Origin of the sequence: Pseudomonas sp. BGI-2, from assembly GCF_004310295.1 — a bacterium.
Lineage (GTDB): Bacteria > Pseudomonadota > Gammaproteobacteria > Pseudomonadales > Pseudomonadaceae > Aquipseudomonas.
The window spans coordinates 1-5,386 of the sequence record NZ_SISB01000082.1 but is presented as its reverse complement, the minus strand read 5'-3'; the positions used below and the strand labels follow the sequence as shown (position 1 = coordinate 5,386).

The 5,386-nt window shown below is 51.3% G+C and carries 2 tRNA genes and 3 rRNA genes; all 5 read right to left on the bottom strand.

Annotation, left to right across the window (positions count from 1 at the left end):
* Positions 1-85: ribosomal RNA gene (gene rrf / locus EYC95_RS29835) — 5S ribosomal RNA — on the bottom strand; the annotation flags it as partial.
* A 154-nt stretch (positions 86-239) separates the two neighbouring features.
* A 23S ribosomal RNA gene (locus EYC95_RS29830) occupies positions 240-3,131 on the bottom strand.
* Between the two features lie 239 nt (positions 3,132-3,370).
* A tRNA-Ala gene (locus tag EYC95_RS29825) sits at positions 3,371-3,446 on the bottom strand.
* A 9-nt stretch (positions 3,447-3,455) separates the two neighbouring features.
* Positions 3,456-3,532 (bottom strand) — tRNA-Ile (locus tag EYC95_RS29820).
* A gap of 123 nt (positions 3,533-3,655) precedes the next feature.
* Positions 3,656-5,194, bottom strand: a 16S ribosomal RNA gene (locus EYC95_RS29815).
* Positions 5,195-5,386 lie beyond the last annotated feature (192 nt).

Genomic DNA, 5,386 nt, shown 5'->3' with positions numbered 1-5,386 from the left:
ACCCCACACTACCATCGGCGATGCATCGTTTCACTGCTGAGTTCGGGATGGGATCAGGTGGTTCCAATGCTCTATGGTCGTCAAGAAATTCGGTAGCCAGGTCGTGGGCCTTTTCAGGTTCACGCTCCAGCGAATGGGTATGCGATAGTTTGGTGTTTTGTGAGTATCTCGAACTTTCGGTTCGTTTCGTCTTCACACACCGCAATCTGGCTTTTACGCTCAAATTGCTTGGGTGTTATATGGTCAAGCCTCACGGGCAATTAGTATTGGTTAGCTCAACGCCTCACAGCGCTTACACACCCAACCTATCAACGTCGTAGTCTTCGACGGCCCTTCAGGGGACTCAAGGTCCCAGTGAGATCTCATCTTGAGGCTAGTTTCCCGCTTAGATGCTTTCAGCGGTTATCTATTCCGAACATAGCTACCCGGCAATGCCACTGGCGTGACAACCGGAACACCAGAGGTTCGTCCACTCCGGTCCTCTCGTACTAGGAGCAGCCCCTCTCAAATCTCAAACGTCCACGGCAGATAGGGACCGAACTGTCTCACGACGTTCTAAACCCAGCTCGCGTACCACTTTAAATGGCGAACAGCCATACCCTTGGGACCGGCTTCAGCCCCAGGATGTGATGAGCCGACATCGAGGTGCCAAACACCGCCGTCGATATGAACTCTTGGGCGGTATCAGCCTGTTATCCCCGGAGTACCTTTTATCCGTTGAGCGATGGCCCTTCCATACAGAACCACCGGATCACTAAGACCTACTTTCGTACCTGCTCGACGTGTCTGTCTCGCAGTCAAGCGCGCTTTTGCCTTTATACTCTACGACCGATTTCCGACCGGTCTGAGCGCACCTTCGTACTCCTCCGTTACTCTTTAGGAGGAGACCGCCCCAGTCAAACTACCCACCATACACTGTCCTCGATCCGGATAACGGACCTGAGTTAGAACCTCAAAGTTGCCAGGGTGGTATTTCAAGGTTGGCTCCACGCGAACTGGCGTCCACGCTTCAAAGCCTCCCACCTATCCTACACAAGCAAATTCAAAGTCCAGTGCAAAGCTATAGTAAAGGTTCACGGGGTCTTTCCGTCTAGCCGCGGATACACTGCATCTTCACAGCGATTTCAATTTCACTGAGTCTCGGGTGGAGACAGCGCCGCCATCGTTACGCCATTCGTGCAGGTCGGAACTTACCCGACAAGGAATTTCGCTACCTTAGGACCGTTATAGTTACGGCCGCCGTTTACCGGGGCTTCGATCAAGAGCTTCGCGTTAGCTAACCCCATCAATTAACCTTCCGGCACCGGGCAGGCGTCACACCCTATACGTCCACTTTCGTGTTTGCAGAGTGCTGTGTTTTTAATAAACAGTCGCAGCGGCCTGGTATCTTCGACCGGCATGGGCTTACGCAGTAAATGCTTCACCCTCACCGGCGCACCTTCTCCCGAAGTTACGGTGCCATTTTGCCTAGTTCCTTCACCCGAGTTCTCTCAAGCGCCTTGGTATTCTCTACCCAACCACCTGTGTCGGTTTGGGGTACGGTTCCTGGTTACCTGAAGCTTAGAAGCTTTTCTTGGAAGCATGGCATCAACCACTTCGTGTTCTAAAAGAACACTCGTCATCAGCTCTCGGCCTTAGAATCCCGGATTTACCTAAGATTCCAGCCTACCACCTTAAACTTGGACAACCAACGCCAAGCTGGCCTAGCCTTCTCCGTCCCTCCATCGCAATAACCAGAAGTACAGGAATATTAACCTGTTTTCCATCGACTACGCTTTTCAGCCTCGCCTTAGGGACCGACTAACCCTGCGTCGATTAACGTTGCGCAGGAAACCTTGGTCTTTCGGCGTGGGTGTTTTTCACACCCATTGTCGTTACTCATGTCAGCATTCGCACTTCTGATACCTCCAGCAAGCTTCTCAACTCACCTTCACAGGCTTACAGAACGCTCCTCTACCGCATCACCTAAGTGATACCCGTAGCTTCGGTGTATGGTTTGAGCCCCGTTACATCTTCCGCGCAGGCCGACTCGACTAGTGAGCTATTACGCTTTCTTTAAAGGGTGGCTGCTTCTAAGCCAACCTCCTAGCTGTCTAAGCCTTCCCACATCGTTTCCCACTTAACCATAACTTTGGGACCTTAGCTGACGGTCTGGGTTGTTTCCCTTTTCACGACGGACGTTAGCACCCGCCGTGTGTCTCCCATGCTCGGCACTTGTAGGTATTCGGAGTTTGCATCGGTTTGGTAAGTCGGGATGACCCCCTAGCCGAAACAGTGCTCTACCCCCTACAGTGATACATGAGGCGCTACCTAAATAGCTTTCGAGGAGAACCAGCTATCTCCGAGCTTGATTAGCCTTTCACTCCGATCCACAGGTCATCCGCTAACTTTTCAACGGTAGTCGGTTCGGTCCTCCAGTTAGTGTTACCCAACCTTCAACCTGCCCATGGATAGATCGCCCGGTTTCGGGTCTATTCCCAGCGACTAGACGCCCTATTAAGACTCGCTTTCGCTACGCCTCCCCTATTCGGTTAAGCTCGCCACTGAAAATAAGTCGCTGACCCATTATACAAAAGGTACGCAGTCACCCAACAAAGTGGGCTCCCACTGCTTGTACGCATACGGTTTCAGGATCTATTTCACTCCCCTCTCCGGGGTTCTTTTCGCCTTTCCCTCACGGTACTAGTTCACTATCGGTCAGTCAGTAGTATTTAGCCTTGGAGGATGGTCCCCCCATATTCAGACAAAGTTTCTCGTGCTCCGTCCTACTCGATTTCATGACTAAGAGATTTTCGCGTACAGGGCTATCACCCACTATGGCCGCACTTTCCAGAGCGTTCCGCTAATCTCAAAGCCACTTAAGGGCTAGTCCCCGTTCGCTCGCCACTACTAAGGGAATCTCGGTTGATTTCTTTTCCTCAGGGTACTTAGATGTTTCAGTTCCCCTGGTTCGCCTCTTAAGCCTATGTATTCAGCTTAAGATAACCATCTTATGATGGCTGGGTTCCCCCATTCAGACATCTCCGGATCAAAGTCTGTTTGCCGACTCCCCGAAGCTTTTCGCAGGCTACCACGTCTTTCATCGCCTCTGACTGCCAAGGCATCCACCGTATGCGCTTCTTCACTTGACCATATAACCCCAAGCAATCTGGTTATACTGTGAAGACGACATTCGCCGAAAATTCGATAATACTCAATTAAGAGCAACTCACAAATTTTACCTTAGCCTGATCCGTTACCAGTGAAAGTAACGTTCAGTCTATCTTTCTATCACATACCCAAATTTTTAAAGAACGATCTAATCAAAGACTAGAAATCAATATTCACTTCAGAATATTCATTTCTAAACTCTAACAGCAGAAGCAGTTAATGGTGGAGCCAAACGGGATCGAACCGTTGACCTCCTGCGTGCAAGGCAGGCGCTCTCCCAGCTGAGCTATGGCCCCATACAAAATTGGTGGGTCTGGGCAGATTCGAACTGCCGACCTCACCCTTATCAGGGGTGCGCTCTAACCAACTGAGCTACAGACCCAATTTCGAGCGCGTAACTGTTAGCTGTGAGCTATCAGCTTGGAGCTAAAAGCTGCTTCTATCGTCTTCTTCAATGAATCAAGCAATTCGTGTGGGAGCTTATGGAGCAGCTGATGTCGTCGATTAAGGAGGTGATCCAGCCGCAGGTTCCCCTACGGCTACCTTGTTACGACTTCACCCCAGTCATGAATCACACCGTGGTAACCGTCCTCCCGAAGGTTAGACTAGCTACTTCTGGTGCAACCCACTCCCATGGTGTGACGGGCGGTGTGTACAAGGCCCGGGAACGTATTCACCGCGACATTCTGATTCGCGATTACTAGCGATTCCGACTTCACGCAGTCGAGTTGCAGACTGCGATCCGGACTACGATCGGTTTTCTGGGATTAGCTCCACCTCGCGGCTTGGCAACCCTCTGTACCGACCATTGTAGCACGTGTGTAGCCCAGGCCGTAAGGGCCATGATGACTTGACGTCATCCCCACCTTCCTCCGGTTTGTCACCGGCAGTCTCCTTAGAGTGCCCACCATTACGTGCTGGTAACTAAGGACAAGGGTTGCGCTCGTTACGGGACTTAACCCAACATCTCACGACACGAGCTGACGACAGCCATGCAGCACCTGTCTCAATGTTCCCGAAGGCACCAATCCATCTCTGGAAAGTTCATTGGATGTCAAGGCCTGGTAAGGTTCTTCGCGTTGCTTCGAATTAAACCACATGCTCCACCGCTTGTGCGGGCCCCCGTCAATTCATTTGAGTTTTAACCTTGCGGCCGTACTCCCCAGGCGGTCAACTTAATGCGTTAGCTGCGCCACTAAGAGCTCAAGGCTCCCAACGGCTAGTTGACATCGTTTACGGCGTGGACTACCAGGGTATCTAATCCTGTTTGCTCCCCACGCTTTCGCACCTCAGTGTCAGTATCAGTCCAGGTGGTCGCCTTCGCCACTGGTGTTCCTTCCTATATCTACGCATTTCACCGCTACACAGGAAATTCCACCACCCTCTACCATACTCTAGCTTGTCAGTTTTGAATGCAGTTCCCAGGTTGAGCCCGGGGATTTCACATCCAACTTAACAAACCACCTACGCGCGCTTTACGCCCAGTAATTCCGATTAACGCTTGCACCCTCTGTATTACCGCGGCTGCTGGCACAGAGTTAGCCGGTGCTTATTCTGTCGGTAACGTCAAAACACTAACGTATTAGGTTAATGCCCTTCCTCCCAACTTAAAGTGCTTTACAATCCGAAGACCTTCTTCACACACGCGGCATGGCTGGATCAGGCTTTCGCCCATTGTCCAATATTCCCCACTGCTGCCTCCCGTAGGAGTCTGGACCGTGTCTCAGTTCCAGTGTGACTGATCATCCTCTCAGACCAGTTACGGATCGTCGCCTTGGTGAGCCATTACCTCACCAACTAGCTAATCCGACCTAGGCTCATCTGATAGCGCAAGGCCCGAAGGTCCCCTGCTTTCTCCCGTAGGACGTATGCGGTATTAGCGTCCGTTTCCGAGCGTTATCCCCCACTACCAGGCAGATTCCTAGGCATTACTCACCCGTCCGCCGCTCGCCACCAGGTACAAGTACCCGTGCTGCCGCTCGACTTGCATGTGTTAGGCCTGCCGCCAGCGTTCAATCTGAGCCATGATCAAACTCTTCAGTTCAAACATCTTTGGGTTTTTAAGAAACCCTAAACTTGGCTCAGCAATCGTTGGTTACATCTTTGATTTCTCGCGGAGTAACTTGTGATGCTGATAATCTTGTTGACTATCAGTCTGACTCCACAAGCACCCACACGAATTGCTTGATTCAGTTGTTAAAGAGCGGTTGGTTAAGATCTTTCGTCTCAACCGAGG